Source organism: Paucimonas lemoignei (genome assembly GCF_004342585.1).
Taxonomy (GTDB): Bacteria; Pseudomonadota; Gammaproteobacteria; order Burkholderiales; family Burkholderiaceae_D; genus Paucimonas; species Paucimonas lemoignei.
In genome coordinates, this window is sequence record NZ_SLZQ01000001.1 from 580,825 (window position 1) to 605,456 (window position 24,632).

Sequence of the window (24,632 nt, forward strand, 5' to 3'; positions counted from 1 at the left end):
GCCACGCGCAGTCCCCCTGGAGCTGGCTCAGGACATAAGGCGCACGAGGTCGTTGAACACAGCAACCACCATCAAGGCCATCAGTATCCCCATGCCCGCGCGCTGAGCGATCTCTCCCGCTCGCTCGGACAATGGACGTCCGGTCAAAACTTCCAGCGAATAATACAGTAAATGCCCCCCATCCAGCACCGGAATCGGCAGCAAATTCATGACACCCAGGCTAATACTGATAAGGGCGATGAAGCTGAGATAGCTGATGAGACCGATGCGAGCAGTCTGGCCTGCATAATCCGCGATGGTGATCGGGCCCGAAATGTTTTTCCAGGACAGTTCACCGACCAGCATTTTACCAAGCATTTTCAGCGTTAACACACTGGAATCCCACGTGCGCCGCACTGCCTTGCCGAATGCATCGATAGGTGAAGAACTGGCTATGACCATTTCCGGCGCCACCGGCACCTCCACCATGATCTGGCCGATGGTTTTGCCGTTTTGTTTTTTCGCTTCAGGCTTCACTGACAGTTCAAGCTGCTGCCCTCCCCGCTGCACGCTCATTCGCAAAACCTGGCCGGGTGAAGAGCGCACCAGCTCGATCAGCGCCACGCCATCGACAATCGGCTTGCCGTCGATGGCGACGATCACATCTCCTTCGCGCAGGCCGGCTTGCATTGCAGGACCGCCGTCCGCAATCTTGCCGAGCTTGGCCATTGGCCTAGCCAGATCCAGCCCGAGCTTACCCAGGAAATCGCCTTCCAGGTCCTGGGGGGAAATACTGGCGAGCGGCAAACGCACCGTACGGGAAGCGCTTTCGTCGCGCGGCTTTACCTGCAATTCAGCCGATTGACGCTCGACCGCCAGCTGAATCAGCTGCCAGCGCAGGTCCGACCAGATCTGTACTGGCTCGCCATTGACGGCCGTAACACGCTCACCTCCGCGCAGGCCTGCCTCGTAAGCGGCAGTATTAACCGGCACGGCACGAAGTAAGGGAGCGGGTTCTGGAATGCCGTGAGCGTAGAGCCCGGCGAAAATCGTAATCGCCAGCAGAAAATTGGCCAACGGGCCTGCCGCCACGATGACGATGCGGTTCCACACGCTCTGACGGGTAAATTCACGCGCCAGATCTTCTGGTGGCAAGCCGGACAAGTCCCCTTCGCGCGCATCAAGCATCTTGACGTAGCCGCCGAACGGCAGCGCCGACAGCGCCCATTCGGTTCGATCCGGGCCGATGCGACGCGACCAGACCACTTTGCCCATGCCGACCGAGAAGCGCAGCACCTTCACGCCGCACCAGCGCGCCGCCCAGTAATGTCCCAGTTCATGCACCACGATCAGGGTGCCCAGCACGACAATAAAAGCGAGAAGGGTATGCAGCAGCGTCATGTCACGTCGTGATGCAGGCGTGCGCCAATCTGCGCGCGTCCCGGTCTTGGTCCAGCAAATCCTCAAGATCGGTTACTGTGCGTCCTGGCAGCCTGTCCATCACCCTATGTATGAGTTGATCGATCATCCGGAAACCGATTTCACGGTCCAGAAATGCTTGGACTGCAACTTCATTGGCGGCGTTCAATATGGCTGCGGCCGATCCACCTGCCTCCAGCGCTTCATACGCCAGTTTCAAACAGGGAAAGCGCTCGAAGTCCGGCGCCAGAAATTGCAGCTGACCTATTTTAGCCAGATCTACCGGACCGACGCCTGACACGATCCGTTCGGGATAAGCCAAGGCGTGGGCGATCGGCGTGCGCATGTCGGGATTGCCCAACTGCGCCAGCAGCGAGCCGTCAACATACGACACCATCGAATGAATGACGCTCTGGGGATGGATCAGCACCTCGATGCGATCGGCAGATGCGCCGAACAGCCAGTGCGCCTCGATTACTTCCAGGCCCTTGTTCATCATGGTGGCGGAATCCACCGAGATCTTGCGTCCCATAACCCAATTTGGGTGCGCCACCGCCTCTTCCGGCGTGACAGCTTCGAGCGTGGCGACATCGCGCCGCAGGAATGGGCCGCCGGACGCGGTCAGGACGATCTTGGCCACGCCATGGGCATCCGGTTCACGTCCGTAAGCTCGCGGCAGGCACTGGAAAATCGCATTATGCTCGCTATCGATTGGCAGCAGGGTCGCGCCATTTTCCTTCACCGCATCCATGAACAGCTGGCCGGACATCACCAGCGCCTCCTTGTTCGCCAGCAGGAGCTTCTTGCCGGCACGCGCAGCGGCCAGGCTGGGCTCAAGACCCGCAGCACCGACGATCGCCGCCATGACGGTATCGCACCCGGCGGCGCCAGCTACTGCGCAGAGCGCTTGCGGCCCATACTCCACCTGAGTAGCCGAATCCTGCGCACGCAACAACTGCGTCAGCTCTTGCGCCGCTTCGGCCGTGCCGACAACCGCAACTTCGGGCTTGAATTGAGAGCATTGCTGAGCCAGTTCCTTCACTCTCGAATGCGCGGTCAGGGCAAAAACGCGATAGCGATCCGGATGGCGCGCGATGACATCCAGGGTTGAGACACCAATGGAGCCGGTCGATCCGAGTATTGTAATGGCTTGCATGCTGAATGAAACTTAAAACCGGGAATGGACGAGCAACGCGAGTGGCAGCACGGGGATCAGGGCATCGATGCGGTCCAACACGCCGCCGTGGCCGGGCAACAGCCGGCTGCTATCTTTCATATCGACGCGGCGCTTCAACTGGGATTCGACCAGGTCGCCAACCACGCTTGCCGCCGCCAGCACGCTCAACACCAGTAGCCACGCGCCCCATCCCCAGGCGGCCTGTAGCTGCGTTGCAAACGTTCCTTTCAGAGCCGGAATGAAAACGCAAATCGCGCTAATTGCCAGCACGGCGAGCCAGCCGCCAATGGCGCCTTCCCAGGATTTGCCGGGCGAGATGCTGGGCGCCAGTTTTCGCCTGCCAAATGCACGTCCGGCGAAATAGGCGCCGATGTCCGCCACCCAGACGATCGCCATCACGGAAACCAGGTAAAGCGGCGAATATTGATAAAACAGGATAATGGCCACGAAGCATCCCAGGATCGTCACGCCATACACGACCCCCAGCATGCGGTTCCGCACACTATCCACTGGCGGCAATCCGAGTGCCAGGGACGGCGTCAGGCGCAATGCCCAAATCAGGGTGCAGATGGCAAACAGCGCCGGCGCAGGAAAATCACCCCGGTAACGAAGGATCAGAGCATACGCCAGGGTGCCAATGACTGCGCCGATCAGCGGCTGCCGGCTGCCGAACAGGCGCAGGGCTTCCCACATCGCAGCGCCGAGAAACATGCCGCCGACAATGGCTGCAGCCAGGAAGGAGCCGGAATAAACGACCAGAAAAATCAGCGCGAGCAGCACCAGTGCCGTGATGACGCGAGTCTTCAGCATCAGGACGCTTTCTTGTGCGCGACCACCTGGGCACTGGTGCGGCCGAAGCGGCGCTCGCGCTGCTGATAAGATTCGATGGCCTGATCAAGCGCGGCAGCATCGAATTCAGGCCAGAAGGTGTCGGTGAAATACAGCTCCGAGTACGCCATTTGCCACAGGAGGAAGTTCGAGGCACGCTGTTCACCGCCGGTACGGATGAACAGATCAGGTTCCGGCGCGTACGCCATCGAGAGATATGGTGCCAGCATTTCTTCACTAAATTCCGTCACACCGGGATTGGCAGCAACCATTTTTCCCGTAGCTTGCAGAATATCCCAGCGACCGCCATAGTTGGCGCAGATGGTGAGGGTCAGGCGCGTGTTGTCAGCCGTCTTGCGCTCGGCAGCAGCTATCATTTTCTGGAGTTTCTCGTCGAATCGCGAGAGGTCGCCGACCACGCGCAGACGAATGCCGTTGACATGCATCTTCGCCACCTCGCGCTCCAGCGCGCTGATGAAGAGCTTCATCAGGAAGGAAACTTCATCGGCCGGCCGCCGCCAGTTTTCGGAACTGAAGGCAAATAACGTCAGGTATTCGACGCCGCGCGCAACACAAGCCTCGACCACATTGCGCACCGCCTCGACACCCTTGACGTGGCCGGCGACGCGCGGCAGGAAGCGCTTGGTCGCCCAGCGCCCATTGCCATCCATAATCATGGCAATATGGCGCGGAACCGCAGCTGCTTCGGGGATGCCTTGCGTGGAACTCGAATGCGACATGAATGCCATGCTAAAAATGTTTTAGAAGAAAGAACTATAACCGCAAATCAAACGGTCATGATCTCTTTTTCTTTTTCGCTTATCAATTTATCAATTTCAGCAACAAACTTGTCGGTCAGCTTTTGCACGTCATCCTGAGCGCGGCGCTCATCATCTTCCGAGCAAGCCTTGTCCTTGACGAGCTTTTTCAGCGCTTCATTGGCATCGCGGCGGATATTGCGCACAGCCACCTTGGCATCCTCCGCCTCGCCCTTGACCAGCTTGACGATCTCCTTGCGACGTTCTTCGGTCAGCGGCGGGGTCGGTACACGGATCAGGTCGCCCTGCGTAGAAGGATTGAATCCCAGGTCGGATTCACGGATAGCCTTTTCGACTACGGCCACCATCTTTTTTTCCCATGGTTGCACTCCGATCGTGCGCGCATCGATCAGGGTAACGTTCGCGACCTGGTTGATTGCCGTCGGGCTGCCATAGTAATCCACCATGACGTGGTCGAGAATGCCTACATGGGCACGGCCGGTGCGGACCTTGGACAGGTTCGCCTTCAGCGTCTCGATGGACTTGTTCATTTTTTGTTCGGCGTTTTTCTTGACATCGGCAGTACTCATGCTGCTCTCCTTGCTTACAACAAATTAATTACAAATGAACCAGCGTCCCCTCGTCGTCACCCAGCACGACACGCTTTAATGCGCCTGGCTTGACGATAGAGAATACCTTGATCGGCAGTTTCTGGTCGCGGCACAACGCAAATGCGGTGGCGTCCATGACTTGCAAGTGCTTGGAAATCGCTTCGTCGAAGGTGATCGTGCTGTAACGGGTCGCGCCTGGATCCTTTTTCGGGTCGGCGCTATAGACGCCATCGACCTTGGTCGCCTTCAGCACGATTTCCGCACCGATTTCCGAACCGCGCAGCGCTGCGGCAGTATCGGTAGTGAAGAACGGGTTGCCGGTGCCGGCGGCAAACACGACAATCTTGCCCTCTTCCAGGTATTGCAAGGCCTTCGGCCGGACGTAAGGCTCGACCACTTGCTCGATACCGATGGCCGACATGACACGGGCGGTCAGGCCAACCTGGCGCATGGCATCGGCCAGCGCCAGTGAATTCATTACGGTGGCCAGCATGCCCATGTAATCCGCGGTCGCGCGGTCCATGCCCTGGGCGCCGGGTGCCACGCCGCGGAAGATATTGCCGCCGCCGATGACGATCGCCAGTTCTACGCCAAGCTTGGCCACTTCCGCCACGTCCGCGACCATGCTCTCGATGGTGGCGCGATTGATGCCGTAGGCATCATCACCCATGAGTGCTTCACCGGAAAGCTTGAGGAGGACACGCTTGTAGGCTGGTTGGGTCATGAACTGGGCTCCTTGGTAATTCCGGATTAATTGATGCTGATTTGATGCTTTAGGGTGCTAAAAGGTGTGCGTTACTCTATCGCATTCGCGGCATGACTGCATTGTCATCCAGGCATGCCGCAGGCTTAAAAAAACGGGCCTTTCGGCCCGCTTTGTTTGCGATTAAGCCTGTTTGGCAGCAGCAACCTGCGCCGCCACTTCGGCAGCGAAGTCGTCCACCTTCTTCTCGATGCCTTCACCGACCACGAACAAGGCAAAGGATTTCACGCTGCTGTTGGCAGCCTTGAGCATTTGTTCAACGGTCTGCTTGTCGTTCTTGACGAACGGTTGATTCAGCAAGGAGACTTCCTTCAGGAATTTCTGCACCGAACCTTCCACCATCTTGGCGACGATGTCTGCCGGCTTGCCGGATTCAGCTGCTTTCAGGCTGGCGACATTGCGCTCTTTTTCGATCAGCTCGGCCGGCACTTGCTCGGACGACAGAGCAACCGGCTTCATGGCGGCGATATGCATTGCCACATCCTTGCCAACCTGCTCGTCGGCGCCGTCGTATTCGACGACCACGCCAATACGGCTGCCGTGCAGATAGGAAGTCAGCTTGGCATTGGTTTCAAAACGCTTGAAGCGACGGATCGACATGTTTTCACCGATCTTGCCGACCAGCGCAGCGCGGATTTCCTCGACGGTTTTGCCATCCAGCGGCAGCGCCGACAGGGCCGCCACATCGGCCGGATTATTTTCTGCAACCAGCTTGGCCACATTGTTAGCCAGAGCGACGAAGTCATCGTTCTTGGTGACGAAGTCGGTTTCGCAGTTGACTTCAACAAGAGCACCCACGTTGCCGCTGACATATGCCACGACGACGCCTTCAGCAGTGACACGCGAGGCAGCCTTGGAAGCCTTGCTGCCCAGTTTAACGCGCAGAATCTCTTCAGCCTTGGCCATGTCGCCATCGGCTTCGGTCAAGGCTTTCTTGCATTCCATCATCGGCGCGTCGGTCTTCGCGCGCAGTTCACCTACCATCGCTGCGGTAATTGCCGCCATTTCATTCTCCTTCAGATCGTTCAGAACAGCGTGCCGCTAAGCATCGCTATCCCGCAATTCATAAAATAAAGGGGCGAACCGCGGTTGCCCCTTGGACAAAGCCTATCGGCCTCTATGAAGCTTAAGCCTGCTCGTTAACTTCTACGAATTCGTCAGCGCCGCCCTTGATTGCCTCAACGACTTCGTTGACGGCATTGGCACGGCCTTCCAGGATGGCATCGGCCACGCCGCGCGCATACAACTGGATCGCCTTGGAGGAGTCGTCATTGCCCGGGATGACGTAAGCCACGCCGTCCGGGGAGTGGTTGGTATCGACCACGCCGATAACCGGGATACCCAGCTTGGCGGCTTCGGTGATAGCGCCTTTGTGGAAACCGACGTCGATCACAAAGATCGCGTCAGGAATGCCACCCATATCCTTGATGCCGCCAATCGATTTTTCCAGCTTTTCCATTTCACGCTGGAACATCAGCGCTTCCTTCTTGCTCATTTTTTCGACGGAACCGTCAGCGATAGCCGCTTCCATGTCTTTCAGACGCTTGATCGAGGTCTTGATGGTCTTGAAGTTGGTCAGCATGCCGCCCAGCCAACGCTGATCAACATAAGGCACGCCGGCGCGTTGCGCTTCAGCGGCGATGATGTCGCGAGCCTGACGCTTGGTGCCGACCATCAGGATGGTGCCGCGATTGGCAGCCAGCTGGCGGATGTACTTCATCGCTTCCTGGTATTTAGCCAGGGTTTTTTCCAGGTTGACGATATGAATCTTGTTACGCTGACCGAAGATGTACTGAGCCATCTTGGGGTTCCAGAAGCGGGTTTGATGGCCGAAATGAATACCGGCTTCCAGCATTTCACGCATGGTGACTGACATGTTTATTCTCCAGGGTTAGGACTGGAATCCACCCAGTCACCCGCACAAACTGTCAGCAGAGCGGGCACCCTTTGGCGGGCGGATTCGCGATTTACAAAAATTAACTTGGACTCGCTTCCAAGCTAACCCGAGATTCTACCTTAAATCCCCCTCGCGCTTCAAGTCCGTCAAGCTTGCTCAGACGATAATTGCCTGACTCGTCTATAATCCGCTATTGACTATTTACTCTGCGGCGAATTACGTCGCTCTCCTCGCGCCGATCGTAGGATCATCATGATTTCCATTAAAACCTCTGAAGATATCAAGGGCATGCGCGTAGCGTGCAAGCTGGCTGCCGAAGTCCTGGATTACATCACCCCTTTTATCAAGCCAGGCGTCACCACTGGTGAAGTCGATCGCATTTGCCATGAATATATGGTCAACGTCCAAGGCACGATTCCTGCGCCGCTTAACTATTGCCCTCCAGGCTACACTCCCTACCCAAAGGCCACATGCACATCGGTCAACGACGTGGTGTGCCATGGCATACCGGGGGATAAGGTCCTGAAAAACGGCGATATCGTCAATCTCGACATTACCGTCATCAAGGATGGCTATTTCGGCGATACCAGCCGCATGTTCTTCGTCGGCGAACCCTCGATCCTGGCGAAACGCCTGGTGGAGACCACCTACGACTGTATGTGGCTGGGCATCGCGCAAGTCAAACCCGGCGCCCATCTCGGTGATATCGGCCACGCCATCCAGGTACATGCAGAGAAAGCCGGTTACAGCATCGTGCGCGAATTCTGCGGCCATGGCATCGGCAAGAATTTCCACGAGGATCCCCAGGTATTGCATTACGGCCGTCCCGGCACGCTGGAAGAACTCAAGCCGGGCATGATCTTCACGATCGAGCCGATGCTTAACGCCGGCCGCCGTGAAATCCGTGAAATGGGCGACGGCTGGACCATCAAGACCAAGGACCGCAGCCTGTCTGCTCAGTGGGAGCATACCGTGCTGGTAACCGAAACCGGTTTCGAGGTCCTGACCGTATCCGCGGGCATGCCGGCGCCTCCGGCCTTCATCACCCAACCGATCACCACCACGCCGCTTACCGCCTGAGGCTGGCCGCCCATGTCGACGCTTGCGATTACACTGAAGGAAAAACTCAAGGCCGACCGCCAGAATCTCATCCATGCCTTCGAGACCTCGCACAAGCCTGACCGATTCCTGACGGGGCTTTCCCGCAGCGTGGATGCGGTATTGACGGAAGCCTGGGACTCCTTCGGCTTTCCGGCCGATACCGCACTGATCGCCGTCGGCGGTTATGGCCGCGGCGAACTGTTTCCCCACTCGGACGTGGACGTGCTGGTGCTGCTGGGGGGGGCGCCGGATTCCTCTCTTCAAGCCAAGCTGGAAGAACTGGTCCAGCTATTCTGGGACATCGGCCTGGAAATCGGCCATAGCATCCGAACCATCGATGAGTGCCTGACCGAGGCGGCAGGCGACATCACCGTGCAGACCAGCCTGCTGGAAGCGCGTTTCGTGACCGGCAACCGCAAGCAGTTCCGCTTTCTGTGCGAACGCCTGAATGCAGCGATGAATCCGCAAGCATTCTTCGAGGCGAAAACCCTGGAGATGCGCCAGCGTCACGTCAAATACGAGGACACGCCCTACAGTCTTGAGCCGAACGTGAAGGAAAGCCCGGGCGGGTTGCGCGACCTGCAGGTGATTCTCTGGGTTGCCAAGGCTGCCGGGCTGGGGGACTCCTGGCGCAAGCTGGCCGAGCGCGGTCTGATCACTCCGACCGAAGCACGCCAATTGACCCGCACGGAGCGGGCATTCAAGGATATTCGCATCCGCCTGCACCTTCATACGCGCCGCCATGAAGACCGGCTGGTTTTTGATGTGCAGACGCCGATTGCCGAAACTTTCGGCTTCCAGACCACCGAGGCCCGCCGCGCCAGCGAGCATTTGATGCAGCATTACTACTGGGCAGCCAAGGCCGCGACCCAGTTGAATACCATTCTTTTGCAGAACATCGGCGCGCAGCTTTTCCCGCAATCCGGCGAGCCGCATCCGATCAATGAACGCTTCAATGAAGTCAATGGCCTGATCGATATCGCGCATGACGATACGTTCGAATCGACACCGTCATCCATGCTGGAAGTTTTCCTGCTGCGGGCGCAACATCCGGAAATCAAGGGAATGACCGCTCGCACCATGCGCGCCCTCTGGCATGCCCGCTTCAGGATCGATAGCCGCTTCCGTAGCGATCCGGTTAATCGGGCGCTCTTCCTGCAAATCCTGCAAGCGCCGCAGGGGATCACGCATGCCTTGCGCGCCATGAACCAGACCAGCGTGCTGGGACGATACCTGCCGAACTTCCGCCGCATCATCGGCCAGATGCAGCACGACCTGTTCCATGCCTACACCGTGGACCAGCATATCCTGATGGTGGTGCGCAATGTGCGGCGCTTCACCATGAGCGAGCATGCGCATGAATACCCATTCTGCAGCCAGCTCATGGCCGATTTCGCGCAGCCCTGGCTACTGTACATCGCCGCCCTTTTCCACGATATCGCCAAGGGCCGTGGCGGCGACCATTCCAAGCTGGGCATGGCCGATGCGCGCCGCTTCTGCAAGGATCACGGCTTGTCGAAGGAAGACACCGAGCTGGTGGTTTTCCTGGTAGAACATCATCTGACAATGTCGCAGGTCGCACAGAAACAGGACTTATCGGACCCGGACGTGATCCAGGCATTTGCCGATACCGTTCGCGATGCGCGCCATCTTACCGCGCTCTACCTGCTGACCGTGGCGGACATCCGCGGCACCAGCCCGAAAGTCTGGAATGCCTGGAAAGGCAAGCTGCTGGAAGACTTGTACCGGATTACCCTGCGCGTGCTGGGTGGCGAAACGCATTCTACCGACCGTGAACTTCGAAAGCGCCAGGATGAGGCGCTCAAGTCCTTGCGCTTATATGGCTTGCCGGAAAACGCCCACGAGAAATTGTGGGGCCAGCTCGATGTCGCTTATTTCCTGCGGCACGACGCATCCGACGTCGCCTGGCAGACTCGCGCACTGTACGACAAGACGAATAGCCTGGTCCCCGTGGTGAAATGCCGCCTGGCGCCGATCGGTGAAGGCTTGCAAGTCACGGTCTACCTGAAGGACCAGCTCGATCTGTTCGCACGTATCTGCAGCTATTTCGACCGCAAGAATTTCAGCATCATCGACGCGAAGATTCATACGACGCGGCATGGCTATGCGCTGGATACGTTCCTGGTCACCGAACCGGCTTTCGCGAGCAACTATCGCGACATCATCAACCTGATCGAGCACGAACTCAGCCGCGAGCTGGCATCGCAAGACCCGTTGCAGGCGCCTTGCAAAGCGCGCCTGTCGCGCCAGTCGCGCACCTTCCCCGTCACGCCGACGGTGGACCTGCGTCCGGACGAGCGCGGGCAATACTATCTGCTGTCGGTTTCGGCCAATGACCGCAACGGCTTGCTGTATTCGATTGCGAATGTGCTGGCCCGGCATAAGCTGAATCTGCACACTGCCAAGATCATGACACTGGGCGAGCGCGTGGAAGACGTGTTCCTGGTGGACGGTCCCGTGCTCAACAATGCCCGCAGCCAGATCCAGCTTGAAACCGACCTGCTGGAAGCGCTGCGGGTCTGATTTTTATTTACCTATTCACGCCCTGAATCCCGGCATTTCCCATGACTGAACCTCTACGCCTATCGAAACGCATGTCTGAACTCGGCCTTTGCTCGCGCCGAGAAGCGGATGAATGGATTGCGCGCGGCTGGGTGCGGGTGGATGGCAAGGTCGTCTCCGAACTCGGCAGCAAGGTCTTGCCGCACCAGCGCATCACCATCGAACGCCAGGCCAGCGCCGAGCAGGCACGACGTGTCACCATCCTGATCAACAAGCCGATGGGGTACGTCAGCGGCCAGGCCGAAGATGGTTACAAACCTGCGGTTACGCTGATCGGCCCCGATACCCGCTGGAGCGAAGACAAGACGCCTCAGCAATTCCACCCCAGTCAGCTGAGAAGCCTGGTGCCGGCCGGCCGGCTGGATATCGATTCGGTCGGCTTGCTCGTCCTTACGCAGGATGGCCGTATCGCCAAACAGCTGATCGGCGAAGATACGTCCATCGAAAAAGAATACCTGGTAAGAGTGAAGTACTCCAAGCCTGGGCGCCTGCCGGATTCCGACTTGCGGCTCTTGAATCACGGGCTGTCTCTCGACGGCAAAAAGCTATTGCCGGCCAAAGTCAGCTGGCAAAATGACGACCAATTGCGCTTTATTCTGCGCGAGGGGAAAAAACGCCAGATCCGCCGCATGTGTGAAGCGGTAGGCTTGAAAGTGATCGGCTTGAAGCGGGTACGGATTGGGCGCGTCAAGCTCGGCGACCTGCCGCCCGGTCAGTGGCGCTATCTGCGGCCGGATGAGCAATTCCAGTGAGCGTTGCGAATCGCAGAGACCTGATTCTTGAATATCGGCAAAACAAGAATTTCCAGATTGAGCGCGAATTATTTCTGGATTGAATGTCGTACCACCAGCGACGAGCCGGCCAGCTAGTCGTCGCGGCTGGCATCCAGGCCGGGAAAGAGAATTTCCGTATAACCGAATTTGCTGAAATCCCTGATCCGCATCGGGTACAGGATGCCTGCCAAATGATCGCATTCATGCTGCACCACGCGTGCATGGAAACCCTCGACTTCGCGCCGGATTGGATATCCATTGCGATCGCAGCCTTCATAACGCAGCTGCTTGTTACGCGGGACCATCCCGCGCAATCCGGGGACTGACAGACAGCCTTCCCAACCTTCCTCCATCTCGTCGGACAATGGCGTCAATAGCGGGTTGATCAGCACCGTCTCTGGAACCGGCGGCGCTTCAGGGTAGCGTGGATTACTGCCGAAACCGAAGATGACGACCTGGAGATTGACACCGATCTGGGGTGCAGCAAGGCCCGCGCCGTTTGCCGCATGCATAGTATCGAACATATCGGCAATCAGCGCATCGAGCTCGGCCGTGCCGAAACGCGCAACCGGCTCCGCCTGTCGCAACAGGCGGGCATCTCCCATCTTCAATATCGGCCGGATGCTCATTTCAGGCTATGGACGTATTCCGTAAAGGCCGCACCGGTTTCAGGGTGCTTCATGCCAACCGCAAGTGTGGCCTTGAGATAACCGAGCTTGGAGCCGCAGTCGTAGCGCTGCCCTGCATAACGGTAAGCCAGCACAGCCTCGTCCTGCATGAGCGCGGCAATGCCGTCGGTGAGCTGGATTTCACCACCCGCACCCTTACCCAGTTTTTCCAGTCGCGGGAAAATCGACGGATTGAGTACGTAGCGGCCTACGACCGCCAGGGTCGACGGCGCGACTTCCGGCTGCGGCTTTTCAACGATGCCATGCACGCGCTCGAGATTATCCAGATAAGGCGTGGCGCTGACGATGCCGTATTGGCGGGTATCGCTGCGCGGCACATCCTGCACCGCGAGAATGCTGGCGCCTTCGCGCGCATACTTTTCCGTCATCTGCGCGAGCACCGGCTGCTGGCCGGCATCGACATCCATGAAATCATCCGCGAGCAGGACCGCGAACGGCTCGTCGTTGACTACCGGCTTTGCGCACAGCACGGCATGTCCTAACCCTAGCGGCTGCGACTGGCGGATATAGATGCAGTTAATATGTTTCGGGATAACGTTGCGGATGGTATCGAGCAAGGCTTGCTTGCCGGCGGCTTCCAGCTCCGCTTCCAGCTCATATACCTTGTCGAAATGGTCTTCGATGGCGCGCTTGTTACGGCCGGTGATGAAGATCATTTCTGTGATGCCGGCAGCCACGGCTTCTTCCACGGCGTACTGAATCAAAGGCTTGTCGACGATAGGTAGCATTTCCTTCGGCTGCGCCTTGGTCGCCGGAAGAAACCGGCTTCCCAGGCCGGCCACGGGAAACACCGCTTTTGTAATTTTTCTCATGCCATCCCTTTTAGCAAATGTAATAATCCATCTTCATCCAACACCGGAATTCCCAATTCTTCCGCCTTGGCCAGCTTGCTGCCGGCTTCTTCGCCAGCAACGACATAAGAAGTCTTCTTGGACACGGAACCCGTGACCTTGCCGCCGGCTTGCTCGATCATGGCGCTGGCCTCGTCACGCGTCAGATTGGGCAATGTGCCGGTCAGCACGAAGGTCTTGCCCGTTATCGAGCCGGGCTGCCCTGCAGCCGCTTCGGCCTGTTTCGCATCCTGTCTTGCGACCGGCTCGTGTTCGGGCCAGTGCACTCCTGCGGCGCGCAATTGTTCGACCAATTCCACGTTCAAAGGATCGCTGAAAAACTGCAAAATCGACTTTGCCACCACGGGGCCGATATCTGCCACTTCCAGCAGTTGCTCTTCAGTAGCAGCCAGGAAGGCATCGATTTTGCCGAAATGGCGCGCCAGTTCCTTGGCGGTCGATTCGCCGACATGGCGGATGCCGAGTGCATAAATAAATCTCGCCAGCGTCGTCGACTTCGATTTTTCCAGCGCATTCAAGACATTTTTCGCCGACTTTTCAGCCATGCGGTCCAGCTCGACCAGCGAGGTCAAGCCAAGCCTGTAGAGGTCAGCTGCCGTCGTGATGATCTGTTTATCGACCAGTTGATCGATCAGCTGCTCACCCAGACCTTCGATATCCATGGCCCGACGCGACACGAAATGCAGCAAGCCGCCTTTTCTCTGCGCGGCGCATTTGATCCAGCCACCGGCACAGCGTGCCACCGCCTCATCTTGCGGCCTGACGATCGGAGAGCCGCACACCGGGCAATTCGTCGGCATCGAGAATTCACGGGCATTTTCCGGACGCGCCTCCGGCACGACCGATACCACTTCCGGGATGACGTCGCCGGCACGCCGCACGATGACGGTGTCACCAATGCGCACATCCTTGCGGCGCACTTCATCCTCGTTGTGCAGCGTGGCGTTGGTCACGGTGACGCCGCCGACAGAGACCGGCGCCAATCGGGCAACTGGAGTGATCGCGCCGGTGCGTCCAACCTGGACACCGATATCCTGAACCAGCGTCATCGCTTCCTGGGCCGGAAACTTGTGCGCCAGTGCGAAGCGCGGCGCACGGGACACGAAACCGAGCCGCTGCTGTTCGGCCCGCCGGTTCACCTTGTACACCACGCCATCGATTTCGTATGGCAATGCATCCCGCTTGATGCCGACCTCACGGAAGAAAGCCAGCAATCCTGACGCGCCGCTCACCACCGCGCGCTCCTGACACACCGGCAAGCCGATGGCGGCAAACCAGTCGAGCAGACCTGAATGGGTATCGGGCATGTCCGCGCCTTCCAGCAGGCCGATGCCGTATGCATAGAAGCGCAGCGATCGCTGCGCCGTAATTCTGGAGTCCAGCTGCCGCAGGCTGCCGGCGGCAGCATTACGGGGATTGGCGAACTCCTTCTGTCCGGCCGCGCGCTGACGCGCATTCAATCGGGCGAAATCTGCCTTAAACATCAGCACCTCGCCGCGCACGTCCAGCACGGCCGGCGGATTATCCATGTGCAAGCGCAATGGAATGGCGCGGACGGTGCGGATATTGGCTGTGACGTTTTCTCCCGTCGTGCCATCACCGCGCGTGGCAGCCTGCACCAGCACGCCATTCTCGTAACGCAGGTTGATTGCCAAGCCATCGAACTTCAATTCCGTGGCGTATTCAACTTCTCCTGGAGCTTGCAGACCTTCACGAACACGACGATCGAAAGAGACGATATCCTCGTCGTCAAAGCCATTGCCCAAAGAAAGCATCGGTATCGAATGACGAACCGGCTCGAATTGAGGAAGCGGCGCGCCGCCTACCCGCTGGGTAGGCGAGTCCGGCGTGCACAGTTCCGGATGCTGCTGTTCCAGCGTGCTTAATTCAAGAAAAAGTTTGTCGTATTCCGCATCGGGAATCGTCGGGTTGTCGAGCACATAGTAAGCGTGCGCATGGCGGTTCAATTCGCCGCGCAGCCATTCCGCACGCTCGGCAAGATCATCCTTTTTCTGCTGCGAAGCGTCGGACGTTGAAAAAAAATCTGGATGCATGATCAGCTAAACAGGCGCAAGGCGCGCACCGACCCCGCCGGGATTTCCGCGACGAGCATGTCTTCATAAAATGCATCGACCTGCCGCGCGATCTCCTTCAGCGACTCTTCGCTGAGCGGCTGATTGCCATCGTCGACCACTGTGCCGCTCAGGCGCGAAGCCAAGGCCTTGGCGCAAGCCGTCATCGCGCCGAAACCGTCGCGCTCGGGCGCAACGCAAGGCACATCCAGCAACAAGGTCAAGCGCGATGTAGTGTCAGCAGCAAGCGTGACGTTGGTCGACAGCGAAAACAGCACGCCTCCATCGCCATCCGGCATGACCAGCCGACCATCCGGACGCAAGTCGAATCCTTGACGCTCCAATGCGGCCAGCAAGGTATTGATCGCCCATGGCGCACCATTCGATTGCACATTGACGCTCAGCTTGGCGTCATATTCGGCAACGAACTGATGCAGGGAACGTGCCGCAGTCATCACCTCGGTCATGTCCGGCACATCCGGCTCCGCATTGATTTCATCGGCAATCTGACGCAAGCGCATGATGAATTCGGAATATTCCAGCTCGTTCAGCGCACTGCTGCGATTGGCCAGCTGAACGCCTGCCTGCAAGGCGACATACAAGCCGCCGCGCGCGACCGCTTCCCACTGACCGTCTTCGCGCTGTCCGATGAAATGAACCGGCTTATTGCCGACGTGGCGCAAGCCCTGCAACGGCAAAATCAATTTGTCGCCGTAAACTGGCGCTTCCAGCGCCAGCGGGATGATGCAATCGACCAGCACATCCACCGGCAGGTCGCGTGACGCCGCCAGCTGAACAACCGGAGCAGCGGGAATCGCTTCATTTTGCGGTGTATCGCCGTGTTCGCCCTGCTGATGGAATTCGGACGAATCCGACTCGCCATCAAGGCTTGGCTCATGACGCGCTTCCGCATCCATGCCAGCCACCGTACCGGGCTCCATGAGCACATCTTCGGGAGTCGTAGAGAACGCGCGCTCCACGCTTTTCTTTGCCTTGTATTCCTGCCATTTATTGTAGGAAATAACACCGACAACAATTGCGCTGCCGATTGCAATCAGGCCCATCTGTAAATCGGTCATACCGCTTATGTCCTGGAAACGTTTTCGATGTTGGTTTGATGTCAATCAGACACATTATACGTAAGGCCAAACATTCATACATAGCAGAGCGAAATTGACTAGCTCTTCACGCTGTTTTTGGCTGCTTATGTGCATCAATTGACGTAGTTTAAAGGCTTTTCAAAGTGCAACGTTAGAAAATTGACAGCAATCAAAAAGCAAAATTTTTCAAATAATAAACTGCCAATTGTTGTGATTTGGAATGAATGCTTTGTTTCATCCTGAACGAATTTTCCAATCACGAAGCAATTTCAGACAAGTCATTTTTATCCATTTTCACTTCTTCATCGGCTTGTCATTGCAGGTGCAAAATTTTATCGATACCCATTTGCGAGAAGGTGCATCATGCTCAAACAGAAAGAACTTCGTTTTCAAGAACTGGCCATGCTTTCCGTCAGCCCGATTCTGCGCAATATTCATCACTGGTGGCTCCAGAAGGCCGAGCGCCACTACCTGATTTGCGCGGACGTCGAAGAAAAACGCGCACGCGAAGCGCAACAGAACGTCGCCTATTATCAGAAACGTGCTGCGATGGCGCGCTCCGCACGTATTTAATTCCGCATCACGCTGCCTGTGCTTCGGTGGCGAAACTCGCCGCCGACTCCATATCCACCGCCACGATGCGCGACACACCCTGCTCCTGCATTGTCACACCAATCAACTGCTGAGCCATCTCCATCGCAATCTTGTTATGAGAAATAAACAGGAATTGCGTTTGCGATGACATGCGCTTGACCATGTTGGCGAACCGCTCGGTATTGGCATCGTCCAACGGCGCATCAACCTCGTCTAGCAGGCAGAACGGTGCAGGATTCAACTGGAACATTGAAAACACCAGTGCCGTTGCCGTCAGCGCCTTTTCGCCGCCCGACAGCAAGTGAATGGTGGCGTTCTTCTTGCCCGGAGGCTGCGCCATCACCTGTACGCCGGAGTCGAGAATTTCATCGCCGGTCATGATCAGTTTGGCGTTGCCGCCGCCGAACAGAATCGGGAACAGTTCCGAGAAATGGCGATTCACCTTGTCGAAGGTATCCTGCAGCAATTCGCGCGTTTCCTTGTCGATCTTGCTGATGGCATCTTCCAGCGTAGTGATGGCTTCCATCAGGTCCGCATTCTGCGAATCGAGGAAATTCTTGCGCTCGGAGGCCTGTGCCAATTCATCCAGCGCGGCAAGATTGACTGCTCCCAGCGCCGCGATGGCATTGGTCAGTCGCGTCACTTCGCCTTGCAGATAGGACGGCTTCAGATCCGGATTGATTTTCTCCGACAGCGCGGCCTCATCTGCCTGCGCTTCCACCAGTTGTTGCGCATACTGTTCCTGGTTCAGGCGTGCAGCCTGCTCTTTCAGCTGCAATTCCGTGATGCGATCGCGCTGCGGCTGCAGGCTGCGCTCGGATTGCATGCGCGCCTCTTCATGATGACGCAGCTTTTGCGAAAGCTGGTCCAGCTCATGGCGTGCATCAGCCAGGGCACGCTCCTGCTCGCTGCGTTTCTCCAGTAAGGATTGCAATCCGGCCTGGGCAGCCTGGTCGTCCAGGCTTTCCAGTTCGAGCTGGCCTTGTTGCATGCTGGCGAAGAGTTGTTGTGCCTGTTCCTGCGCGGTGGCGATGCTGCGCTTTAATTCCTCGATCTTGTTGCGCTGGGACTTTTCCGCAAACTCGGCTTCTTGCGCAGCTCTTTCCAGGTCGCGCAAGCGCACCCGCGCATCGTTCAATTGCTGTTCCTTGGCAAGGTAAGCCGTCTGTCCTTGCTCGTGCGTTTCCTGCAGCTCCGCCAGCTCCATGTCGAGCTGCTCGAACTTCGCTTCCGATTCCGCCTTGATCTGCTGCTGTTCGGCTTCCTGTTCCTCAATCTCGGCCAGCTCTTCAGCGATCTGGCTGCTGCGCTGATTGAAGCGTTCCTGCACTTCCGACAGCTTCATGACTTCGATCTGCAAGCCATGCGCGGCCTGGGTAAGGCTTTGCACGCGCAGGCGGTATTCCTGCAAGCGCTGGGTCGCCTGCGTCAGCGCGGCATCGGCACGCACCACGCGCGTCCTGGCTTCGTCAGCCAGCATCTGCTGCGCGCGCAACTGCTTGGTGATATTGTCGATTTCCAGCTGGCGCGCCAGCATGCCATCCTGCTCGGAGTCGGATGCGTAGAAGCGAACGCTGGACTTGCTGATGACATGTCCCTGCCTGGTGACGAAATAGCCGCCTACCGGCAGCTTGTCGCGGTCGGCAAAGGCCGCAGCCGCATCCTCGGCGATGAAGATATTGTGCAGCCAGTCCTGCATCAGCGCGCGCAGGCCGGGATCGTTCAACTGCAGCAGGCCTAGCATGGGCTTCAATCCTGCCGGCGCGTCGACCGTGCCGGCAGGTGAGGTATTGGCGCTGTAGAGCGCCAGCTTGGCCGGCGGCGCGTCACTGAAGAAAGCCTTGGCCCAGTCTAGATTGGACATCTCCAGCGCCGAGGTGCGCTCGCGCAGCACCGACTCCAGCGCTGTCTCCCAACCGGCATCAATCTGCAGCTTTTGCCACAGGCGCGGCAACTCTCCCAATTCATGCTTTTGCAGCCAGGGTTGCACCTTGCCTTGCGACTGCACGCTGTCCTGCAACTGCTTCAGCGCATTCAAACGGGCTTCCAGCTTGGCATTCGCGGCGGTTTCGTTATTGACTTGTTCCTGCGCGGCGCGGCGTTCTTCTTCCAGCCTGGGCTGCTGCTCCTGGGCTTCTTCAAGCTGCGCCTGCGCTTCTTCCAGCGCCATCTGTTTCTCTTCGAGCTGCGCTTTCAGATTGGCCAGGTGCGTGCCGTCCGGCATGCTCATGCCATTCTTTTCCTGCGACAGACGGTCGCGACGCACCGCCAGATTCGCCAGAATATTGGACGCATTGCGCTGATGGGCGGATTCCAGCTCGATCTGCTGCTGGATTTGCATGATCTTGCTGCGAGATTCGTTGGATCGCAGCTGCGCTTCGCGCCAGGCTTGCTCCAGGGCCGGTAGCGCTTCACCTTGCTGCTGAGCGATTTGCTGGGCTTGCTCGACGCGCGCGGCCTGTTCTTCCAGCATCAGATCGGCTTCAGCCAACTCTTCCTGATATTGGCTGCCTTGGCGCTGCCACTGGTCGCGCTGCGCAGTCAGCGAGTTCAACTGCGACTGCAGGCGGCCGCGCGATTCGATGACGAATTTGATCTGCGCCTCCAGACTGCCGATCTCGGAGTTGGTCTGGTACAGGTGGCCCTGAGCCTGGTGCAAACGGTCGCCGGCAGCATAATGTGCCTGGCGCATGTGCTCGAGCTCGGTTTCGACATGGCGCAACTTGGCCATCTGCTCTTCCAGGTCGGTCTGCGCCTTTTCGATTTCACGAAAAACCTTTTCCTGCTCGGCCTTGGCTTCATTTTTCCGCACCAGCCACAGCAGCTTTTGTTTTTCTTCCTGGTCTGCCTGCAACTCGTGGAACTTGCGCGCCACTTCCGCCTGGCTTTCGAGCTTTTCCAAGTTGGCGTTCAGCTCACGCAGGATATCCTCGACACGCGTGAGGTTTTCGCGGGTGTCGTGCAGCCGGTTTTCAGTTTCGCGGCGGCGCTCCTTGTATTTCGATACGCCGGCGGCTTCTTCGAGGAAGACGCGCAACTCTTCCGGGCGCGCCTCGATGATCCGGGAAATCATGCCCTGGCCGATAATGGCGTAAGCGCGTGGGCCGAGGCCCGTGCCGAGGAAGATATCCTGGATATCGCGCCGGCGCACGGACTGGTTATTGATGTAATAAGTCGAGGTACCGTCGCGGGTTAGCGTGCGCTTGACGGCGATTTCGGCAAACTGGCTCCACTGCCCTGCCGCCTTGCCGTCAGCATTGTCGAATACCAGCTCGACCGATGCACGTCCGGCTGGCTTACGGTGCGTCGAACCATTGAAGATCACGTCCTGCATCGACTCGCCGCGCAACTCGGAGGCTTTCGATTCGCCCAGCACCCAGCGCACGGCATCGATGATGTTGGATTTACCACAGCCGTTCGGGCCGACGACGCCAACGAGCTGGCCCGGCACCTGAAAATGCGTGGGATCGACGAAGGATTTAAAACCCGACAATTTAATGGATGTTAAACGCACGTTATCGACTTAATCCGAGAAAATTCGACAAAATAGCCGCATCCGGTAGCCGGGCCCGCGGTCGGGCTGGAGCGATCCGGGCGGCGCGCAAGGGGCTAATCATAACATTGAAGCTGTGCCATTCCGCCATTTCAGCAAGCCTCAGGCGGCAGGCAGCAGCATGGAAGGTATAATGTTGCACTTTCGTACGCCATTGAATTTGTTGGCTTTTTAATATCGCTTAGCCTTATTTCGCCGTGAATCCACTTTTAGAGAAGCTGCAACCCTATCCTTTCGAAAAATTGCGCAAGCTGTTTGCGGACGTTAAGCCAAATGCGGCTTATTCCCCCATCAGCCTGGGCATTGGCGAACCAAAGCATCCTACGCCGGCTTTCATCCGACAATCGCTTGCCGACAGCCTCGATGGCCTGGCGGCCTATCCGGCCACGGCTGGCAGCGATGCCTTGCGCACGGCGATCGCCGGCTGGCTGGAGCGCCGTTACGGTTTGCCGAAGCTGGATATCGCGTCGCAGATCCTGCCGGTGTGCGGTTCGCGAGAAGCGCTGTTCGCCTTGGCTCAAACCGTGATCGATCCGCGCCGCGGCGATGCCCTGGTGGCTTGCCCGAATCCTTTCTATCAGATTTACGAAGGCGCGGCCTACCTCGCTGGCGCGCAACCTTACTTTCTTAATTCCGACCCGGCGCGCAACTTCGCACCGGACTACAGAAGCGTTCCGGCTGACGTATGGGAACGCGTGCAGCTGCTGTATCTCTGCTCGCCCGGCAATCCGACCGGCGCCGTGTTGACACTGGAAGACTGGAAGGAATTGTTTGCCCTGTCCGACCGCTACGGCTTCGTGATCGCCTCGGACGAGTGCTATTCGGAGATTTACTTCAAGGATGAAGCCCCGCTGGGCGGCATGGAAGCTGCACATAAGCTGGGGCGCGAAGGCTATCCGCGCCTGATTTCTTTTTCCAGCCTGTCCAAGCGTTCCAACGTGCCGGGCATGCGTTCGGGATTTGTCGCCGGCGATGCGACGATTCTGAAAAAATTCCTCCTGTACCGCACCTATCACGGCAGCGCCATGAGCCCGTCGATCCAGTCGGCGTCGATCGCGGCCTGGAATGATGAAATCCACGTGCAGGAAAACCGCGCGAAATACATCCAGAAATTCAATGAGGTCACGCCGCTGCTGGCGGAAGTGCTGGATGTCGCCCTGCCGGATGCCGGTTTCTACCTGTGGGCAAAGGTAGACAAGCTCGCGTCGATCTCGGATGTCGACTTCGCCAAACGCCTGTATGCCGAATATAATGTGACCGTTCTGCCCGGCAGCTACCTGGCTCGCGAAGCGCACGGCATCAACCCGGGTGAAAACCGCGTCCGCATGGCGCTGGTCGCCGAGACGGCGGAATGTCTCGAAGCTGCCAAGCGCATCGTTGAATTCACCCGCAAGCTGGCCGCAAACTGATTTCTCCACCATTCAATAGATAGATACCGACATGACTCAGCAACTGCAGCAAATCATCGAACAAGCCTGGGAAGACCGCGCCAATTTCTCGCCCAAATCCGCACCCGCCGAAGTGCGCGACGCCGTCGCCCATGTGTTGGCCGAACTGGACCAGGGCACGCTGCGCGTGGCGCAGAAGGTCGACGGCACATGGAACGTCAACCAATGGATCAAGAAAGCCGTGCTGCTGTCCTTCCGCCTGGAAGACAATGTGCCGATGCCGGCTGGCGGCAGCATGCAGTTTTACGATAAGGTGCCGACCAAGTTCGCCAATTACACTGCTGAAGACTTCGCCAAGGGCGGATTCCGCGTGGTGCCGCCGGCCGTTGCCCGCCGCGGCAGCTTCATCGGCAAGAATGTCGTGCTGATGCCGTCCTACGTCAATATCGGCGCCTACGTCGATGAAGGCTCGATGGTCGATACCTGGGCCACCGTCGGCTCCTGCGCACAGATCGGCAAGAACGTGCACTTGTCCGGCGGCGTCGGCATTGGCGGCGTGCTCGAACCGATGCAAGCCAACCCGACCATCATCGAAGACAACTGCTTCATCGGCGCACGTTCGGAAATCGTCGAAGGCGTGATCGTCGAGGAAAACTCGGTGATTTCGATGGGCGTGTACATCGGCCAGTCGACCAAGATCTATGACCGCGCCACCGGCGAAGTCAGCTATGGCCGCATCCCGGCCGGCTCCGTCGTCGTATCGGGCAGCCTGCCTTCGGCCGACGGCAAGTACAGCCTGTATTGCGCCGTGATCGTCAAGCGAGTGGACGCCAAGACCCGTGCCAAGACCGGCATCAACGAACTGCTGCGCGACGCGTAATGGACTGGCGCGGTGCCGTGCGAACCGCGGCACCGCCCGACCTTGGCGCCGAAGCCTGGCCGCATCGCATCAGATTTATCGCCGTTGAATAATTAAAAGCCAAAATTATCCAGGGAGATCATCATGGCAATGGAACGCTTGTTTCAGTTGATGCAGGAAAAGAACGCCTCCGATATGTTCATGGCGGTCAACTCGCCGATTCAACTGAAGATCAACGGCAACCTGATTCCGATTAACCAGCAAAAGATCGACAATGGCGCCATCATGTCGCTGCTGGCCGAAGTGCTCTCGCCTGCGCAACTCGATGAGCTGGATCGCCACAATGAACTAAACCTTGGCATTCCCGTGCCCGGCATCGGCAGCTTCCGCTTGTCGGCTTTCCGCCAACGCGGCACGATCTCCACGGTGTTCCGTTACATTCCCGGCTCGATTCCCGAGCTGGAAAGCTTGCGTCTGCCGCCTGTCCTGGCTGACATCATCAAGCAAAAGCGCGGATTGATCCTGGTGGTTGGCGCCACCGGTTCCGGCAAGTCGACGACGATTGCCTCGATGCTGGACTACCGCAACGCCAATCAGACCGGCCATATCCTGACGCTGGAAGACCCTATCGAATTCCTGTTCAAGAATAAGAAATCGATCGTCAACCAGCGCGAAATTGGCGTCGACTCAACCGATCTGCATACCGCTCTGAAAAATGCATTGCGCCAGGCGCCGGATGTCATCCTGGTTGGCGAGATCCGCGACAAGGAAACGATGTCTGCGGCGCTGGCTTATGCCCAGTCCGGCCACCTGGTCGTGGCAACCCTGCACGCCAATAACAGCTACCGCGCGCTCAACCGTATCATCGGTTTCTATCCACTGGAAACGCGGCAGGCCATGCTGCAGGATCTGGCCTCTACCGTGCTGGCGATCGTCTCGCAGCGCCTGGTGCCATCCACCGACGGCAAGCGTCTCCCCGCGGTCGAAGTGCTGATGAATACGCGCCATATCGCCGAACTGATCGAAGAAGGCGAAATCAGCCAGATCAAGGAAGCGATGGAAAAAAGCATGTCGCCCGGCTCGCAAACCTTCGAGCAGGCGCTGCTGCAACTCATCAAGGATGGCCTGGTCTCGCAGGACGATGCGCTGGCCTACGCCGATTCCGCCACCAACCTGTACTGGCTGCTGAACAACGAAGCTGCCGACAAGTCCATGAAGCAGGATGAGCAAAAGGACGATGGCGCCAGCTTCACCGAATTCACCTTGAACGTCTGATCCAATGAGCATTACCCTGTTCGGCATTCCCAACTGCGACACTGTCAAGAAAGCCCGCACCTGGCTGGAAGCGCACGGCATTTCTTACACTTTCCATGATTTCAAGAAGGCCGGCATCAGCCCCGAGCTGATCGCAAACTGGCTGAAGGATGTCGAATGGGGTGTGCTGGTCAACCGCAAGGGCACAACCTGGCGCAACCTGGATAGCGAACGCAAGGAAGCGGTCGTCGATGCCGCGAGTGCCGCAGCCCTGATCACGGAATCGCCATCCATCGTCAAACGGCCGGTGCTGGTGAAGGACGGACGCACGCACGTCGGCTTTACCGAAGCCGGCTACCAACAAATTTTCGAGAAACGCTGAT

General features: G+C 58.1%; 21 protein-coding genes. 8 read left to right on the forward strand and 13 right to left on the reverse strand.

Going from position 1 to position 24,632, the window contains the following annotated elements; all coding sequences use genetic code 11:
- Positions 1–27 precede the first annotated feature (27 nt).
- The 8 genes from rseP to rpsB all read right to left on the reverse strand — a co-directional run bounded on the left by rseP (position 28) and on the right by rpsB (position 7,411).
- Complete coding sequence (rseP, locus tag EDC30_RS02430; protein WP_132256904.1) at positions 28–1,380, reverse strand: RIP metalloprotease RseP; 1,353 nt, start codon at positions 1,378–1,380, stop codon at positions 28–30.
- Position 1,381: 1 nt separating this feature from the next.
- Entirely contained in the window at positions 1,382–2,554 is a 1,173-nt protein-coding gene (gene ispC / locus EDC30_RS02435) for a 1-deoxy-D-xylulose-5-phosphate reductoisomerase (protein ID WP_132256906.1), read from the reverse strand.
- 12 nt (positions 2,555–2,566) lie between these two features.
- Positions 2,567–3,385 (reverse strand): phosphatidate cytidylyltransferase, encoded by an 819-nt coding sequence (locus EDC30_RS02440; RefSeq protein WP_132256908.1) that lies wholly within the window; start codon positions 3,383–3,385, stop codon positions 2,567–2,569.
- A complete protein-coding gene (gene uppS / locus EDC30_RS02445) occupies positions 3,385–4,143 on the reverse strand; it encodes a polyprenyl diphosphate synthase (protein WP_132256910.1) in 759 nt (252 codons plus the stop codon). Before uppS ends, EDC30_RS02440 begins: the two co-directional genes overlap by 1 nt.
- A gap of 47 nt (positions 4,144–4,190) precedes the next feature.
- Positions 4,191–4,751, reverse strand: a complete 561-nt coding sequence (gene frr, locus EDC30_RS02450; protein WP_132256912.1) for a ribosome recycling factor — start codon at positions 4,749–4,751, stop codon at positions 4,191–4,193.
- Positions 4,752–4,779: 28 nt separating this feature from the next.
- Positions 4,780–5,496, reverse strand: a complete 717-nt coding sequence (gene pyrH / locus EDC30_RS02455; RefSeq protein ID WP_132256914.1) for a UMP kinase — start codon at positions 5,494–5,496, stop codon at positions 4,780–4,782.
- 162 nt (positions 5,497–5,658) lie between these two features.
- Positions 5,659–6,540: a translation elongation factor Ts gene (gene tsf / locus EDC30_RS02460; protein WP_132256916.1), complete on the reverse strand. Its 882-nt coding sequence runs from the start codon at positions 6,538–6,540 to the stop codon at positions 5,659–5,661.
- A 121-nt stretch (positions 6,541–6,661) separates the two neighbouring features.
- Entirely contained in the window at positions 6,662–7,411 is a 750-nt protein-coding gene (gene rpsB / locus EDC30_RS02465; protein WP_132256918.1) for a 30S ribosomal protein S2, read from the reverse strand.
- A gap of 273 nt (positions 7,412–7,684) precedes the next feature.
- Here rpsB and map point away from each other — a divergent pair, with 273 nt between their 5' ends.
- The 3 genes from map to EDC30_RS02480 are packed head-to-tail and all read left to right on the forward strand — an operon-like array spanning position 7,685 to position 11,868.
- Positions 7,685–8,512 (forward strand): type I methionyl aminopeptidase, encoded by an 828-nt coding sequence (map, locus tag EDC30_RS02470; protein ID WP_424446893.1) that lies wholly within the window; start codon positions 7,685–7,687, stop codon positions 8,510–8,512.
- A 12-nt stretch (positions 8,513–8,524) separates the two neighbouring features.
- Complete coding sequence (locus EDC30_RS02475) at positions 8,525–11,077, forward strand: [protein-PII] uridylyltransferase (protein WP_132256921.1); 2,553 nt, start codon at positions 8,525–8,527, stop codon at positions 11,075–11,077.
- A gap of 41 nt (positions 11,078–11,118) precedes the next feature.
- The gene (locus EDC30_RS02480; protein ID WP_132256923.1) at positions 11,119–11,868 is read left to right on the forward strand and encodes a pseudouridine synthase; all 750 of its coding nucleotides are present in this window, start codon (positions 11,119–11,121) and stop codon (positions 11,866–11,868) included.
- A gap of 113 nt (positions 11,869–11,981) precedes the next feature.
- Here EDC30_RS02480 and def read toward each other — a convergent pair whose 3' ends face one another.
- From def to EDC30_RS02500, 4 genes are read right to left on the reverse strand one after another with little or no spacing between them, the layout of a single operon-like run.
- The gene (def, locus tag EDC30_RS02485; protein WP_132256924.1) at positions 11,982–12,518 is read right to left on the reverse strand and encodes a peptide deformylase; all 537 of its coding nucleotides are present in this window, start codon (positions 12,516–12,518) and stop codon (positions 11,982–11,984) included.
- Positions 12,515–13,390: a UTP--glucose-1-phosphate uridylyltransferase GalU gene (gene galU / locus EDC30_RS02490; RefSeq protein WP_132256926.1), complete on the reverse strand. Its 876-nt coding sequence runs from the start codon at positions 13,388–13,390 to the stop codon at positions 12,515–12,517. The genes def and galU overlap by 4 nt, the downstream gene beginning before the upstream one ends.
- A complete protein-coding gene (ligA, locus tag EDC30_RS02495) occupies positions 13,387–15,483 on the reverse strand; it encodes an NAD-dependent DNA ligase LigA (RefSeq protein ID WP_132256928.1) in 2,097 nt (698 codons plus the stop codon). The genes galU and ligA overlap by 4 nt, the downstream gene beginning before the upstream one ends.
- Before the next feature lie 2 nt (positions 15,484–15,485).
- Entirely contained in the window at positions 15,486–16,580 is a 1,095-nt protein-coding gene (locus tag EDC30_RS02500) for a cell division protein ZipA C-terminal FtsZ-binding domain-containing protein (protein WP_132256930.1), read from the reverse strand.
- A gap of 384 nt (positions 16,581–16,964) precedes the next feature.
- On the opposite strand from EDC30_RS02500, the gene EDC30_RS02505 reads away from it, so the two are divergent.
- Entirely contained in the window at positions 16,965–17,174 is a 210-nt protein-coding gene (locus EDC30_RS02505; RefSeq protein ID WP_132256932.1) for a hypothetical protein, read from the forward strand.
- A 7-nt stretch (positions 17,175–17,181) separates the two neighbouring features.
- Here the strand turns inward: EDC30_RS02505 and smc are convergent, their stop codons facing one another.
- A complete protein-coding gene (gene smc / locus EDC30_RS02510) occupies positions 17,182–20,709 on the reverse strand; it encodes a chromosome segregation protein SMC (protein WP_132256934.1) in 3,528 nt (1,175 codons plus the stop codon).
- A 236-nt stretch (positions 20,710–20,945) separates the two neighbouring features.
- On the opposite strand from smc, the gene dapC reads away from it, so the two are divergent.
- From dapC to EDC30_RS02530, 4 genes are all read left to right on the forward strand, one after another.
- Positions 20,946–22,157, forward strand: coding sequence for a succinyldiaminopimelate transaminase (gene dapC / locus EDC30_RS02515; RefSeq protein WP_132256936.1), 1,212 nt, complete (start codon positions 20,946–20,948; stop codon positions 22,155–22,157).
- Between the two features lie 31 nt (positions 22,158–22,188).
- On the forward strand, positions 22,189–23,016 hold the full coding sequence (gene dapD / locus EDC30_RS02520) for a 2,3,4,5-tetrahydropyridine-2,6-dicarboxylate N-succinyltransferase (RefSeq protein WP_132256938.1): 828 nt from the start codon (positions 22,189–22,191) through the stop codon (positions 23,014–23,016).
- A gap of 123 nt (positions 23,017–23,139) precedes the next feature.
- On the forward strand, positions 23,140–24,270 hold the full coding sequence (locus EDC30_RS02525; protein WP_132256940.1) for a PilT/PilU family type 4a pilus ATPase: 1,131 nt from the start codon (positions 23,140–23,142) through the stop codon (positions 24,268–24,270).
- A 4-nt stretch (positions 24,271–24,274) separates the two neighbouring features.
- On the forward strand, positions 24,275–24,631 hold the full coding sequence (locus tag EDC30_RS02530; RefSeq protein ID WP_132256942.1) for an ArsC family reductase: 357 nt from the start codon (positions 24,275–24,277) through the stop codon (positions 24,629–24,631).
- The last annotated feature ends 1 nt before the right edge of the window (position 24,632 follow it).

Coding starts and splice junctions, on each gene's coding strand:
- rseP (WP_132256904.1), bottom strand. CDS start 1,380: ATGACGCTGCTGCATACCCTTCTCGCTTTTATTGTCGTGCTGGGCACC.
- ispC (WP_132256906.1), bottom strand. CDS start 2,554: ATGCAAGCCATTACAATACTCGGATCGACCGGCTCCATTGGTGTCTCA.
- EDC30_RS02440 (WP_132256908.1), bottom strand. CDS start 3,385: ATGCTGAAGACTCGCGTCATCACGGCACTGGTGCTGCTCGCGCTGATT.
- uppS (WP_132256910.1), bottom strand. CDS start 4,143: ATGTCGCATTCGAGTTCCACGCAAGGCATCCCCGAAGCAGCTGCGGTT.
- frr (WP_132256912.1), bottom strand. CDS start 4,751: ATGAGTACTGCCGATGTCAAGAAAAACGCCGAACAAAAAATGAACAAG.
- pyrH (WP_132256914.1), bottom strand. CDS start 5,496: ATGACCCAACCAGCCTACAAGCGTGTCCTCCTCAAGCTTTCCGGTGAA.
- tsf (WP_132256916.1), bottom strand. CDS start 6,540: ATGGCGGCAATTACCGCAGCGATGGTAGGTGAACTGCGCGCGAAGACC.
- rpsB (WP_132256918.1), bottom strand. CDS start 7,411: ATGTCAGTCACCATGCGTGAAATGCTGGAAGCCGGTATTCATTTCGGC.
- map (WP_424446893.1), top strand. CDS start 7,685: ATGATTTCCATTAAAACCTCTGAAGATATCAAGGGCATGCGCGTAGCG.
- EDC30_RS02475 (WP_132256921.1), top strand. CDS start 8,525: ATGTCGACGCTTGCGATTACACTGAAGGAAAAACTCAAGGCCGACCGC.
- EDC30_RS02480 (WP_132256923.1), top strand. CDS start 11,119: ATGACTGAACCTCTACGCCTATCGAAACGCATGTCTGAACTCGGCCTT.
- def (WP_132256924.1), bottom strand. CDS start 12,518: ATGAGCATCCGGCCGATATTGAAGATGGGAGATGCCCGCCTGTTGCGA.
- galU (WP_132256926.1), bottom strand. CDS start 13,390: ATGAGAAAAATTACAAAAGCGGTGTTTCCCGTGGCCGGCCTGGGAAGC.
- ligA (WP_132256928.1), bottom strand. CDS start 15,483: ATGCATCCAGATTTTTTTTCAACGTCCGACGCTTCGCAGCAGAAAAAG.
- EDC30_RS02500 (WP_132256930.1), bottom strand. CDS start 16,580: ATGACCGATTTACAGATGGGCCTGATTGCAATCGGCAGCGCAATTGTT.
- EDC30_RS02505 (WP_132256932.1), top strand. CDS start 16,965: ATGCTCAAACAGAAAGAACTTCGTTTTCAAGAACTGGCCATGCTTTCC.
- dapD (WP_132256938.1), top strand. CDS start 22,189: ATGACTCAGCAACTGCAGCAAATCATCGAACAAGCCTGGGAAGACCGC.
- EDC30_RS02525 (WP_132256940.1), top strand. CDS start 23,140: ATGGCAATGGAACGCTTGTTTCAGTTGATGCAGGAAAAGAACGCCTCC.
- EDC30_RS02530 (WP_132256942.1), top strand. CDS start 24,275: ATGAGCATTACCCTGTTCGGCATTCCCAACTGCGACACTGTCAAGAAA.